The sequence below is a fragment of the Sporosarcina sp. P17b genome (assembly GCF_002743115.1).
Classification (GTDB): domain Bacteria; phylum Bacillota; class Bacilli; order Bacillales_A; family Planococcaceae; genus Sporosarcina; species Sporosarcina ureae_C.
The window spans coordinates 1-1,501 of sequence record NZ_PDYP01000036.1 but is presented as its reverse complement, the minus strand read 5'-3'; the positions used below and the strand labels follow the sequence as shown (position 1 = coordinate 1,501).

General features: G+C 32.6%; 1 protein-coding gene. It reads right to left on the bottom strand.

Features of this window, described 5'->3' with window-relative positions; all coding sequences use genetic code 11:
- Window positions 1–103: 103 nt before the first annotated feature.
- A complete protein-coding gene (locus CSV76_RS16845; protein ID WP_099626304.1) occupies window positions 104–730 on the bottom strand; it encodes a DNA methyltransferase in 627 nt (208 codons plus the stop codon).
- Between the last annotated feature and the right edge of the window lie 771 nt (window positions 731–1,501).

The following is a 1,501-nucleotide window of genomic DNA, read 5'->3' as shown; positions in this document are numbered from 1 at the left end:
TGTATGGTACTCTCAAGTTGTGCCACTATAAAACTTCCTCTCATTGTTAGTCTCGCAACTTCAATGATACACGAATTTTATAGTGGCATTTTTTTGTTTGGATTTAGGTGGCTAACTTGATTGTACAATTGGCCTCATTTTTTGAATTTAATTTGTTTTGAATGATTACACCGATGCAATTTGCATCGCCAAAAATACTATCACACAACATTTTCAGCTGTGACATTTCATTATCATCAATACTAATAAAAATTACACCGTCTGAATTTAATAGCTTATAAGCTATACCCAATCGCTTTGACATAAACGATAACCATTTTGAGTGCTTAAAATTATCTTCTTCATCAACATAATTATCATTATAGATAAAATCATCTTTCCCCCTGTTATAAGGTGGATCAATATAAATTACGTCCACTTTACCTTTATGTGTTTTTTCGAGTAAATACAAACTATGTAAATTATCACCTTCCAAAAGGAAGTTATAGGACAGTGAAGGGTCCGCAAGAATTTCTTTTTCTTCAACCTCTGTAAATACCGGAACATTGGTTTTAATTTTTTCATCGACACGTTCGATATGCTCTTCCCAAACCAAACCATACTTCTTGCTAGTCAATGCGGACTCAATTTCATTGATTGCAATAATGGTATCATCATCACCATGTTCATCTCGTAACTTATTCAAAAATTCAAGCATATGCTCTCTTTTTATCTTTGAAAGGTTTTCCATAACTCATCTCTCCATTTATAATTATTCTGCTTTTATGTAAATATCAACTTGATCCATATATCTATCATCGTAAAGTACTCTAATTAAATATTCATAAGCACTACCTAGTATATCAGTCGTGAGTGTTCCTTGTACCATTTGTAATTAATGGTACTTTATTATATATTCTATTTACAACAAGATCCTAGGAAAGTGTTCATTTTTATGTGAATCCTTTTTCTGTTTTTTTGAAACTCTACGCTCTCGGACAAGTCACTATAATGCTTTTCATGATATCCTCTACTACCACCTAAATAAATGTCTCACCACATATTGCACACAGAACTATTTTATCTTCTTATGATTCCCCGAAGTGTTCATCTTCCGTTCACCCATTTCATTATTATTTAGTGAAGACAATCCTCTAATGTCTATATCTATATCCTATACGATTGTTGAGATTTTTCAATAATTGTATTTATTACATCTAAATTCCTTCCCATGTCTTTTATTCAATCATATTACTCGACTTCTCAATATGCCTAAAGAGAGGATTTTAACAAAATAAACACTCCTGGTTAATTAATCTTAAGTGGTATTAAAAATACATGCGAATAGGAGCTCAAGCACGTGTTTTGTGCGACAACATCTTTTCATGAGGTTATTCCTGCAAAGATTATACATTCACTTTTGAAGATGATACGCTAACAGCAGACTACATTCATAAAAAGAAAAGAGTGACCACATGAACCCCTACAAAATAGCCGTAATCTCCGGAGACGGAATCGGCCC

Excerpts from the sequence above, each read along its gene's own strand:
- CSV76_RS16845 (WP_099626304.1), bottom strand. The coding sequence starts at position 730 with ATGGAAAACCTTTCAAAGATAAAAAGAGAGCATATGCTTGAATTTTTG.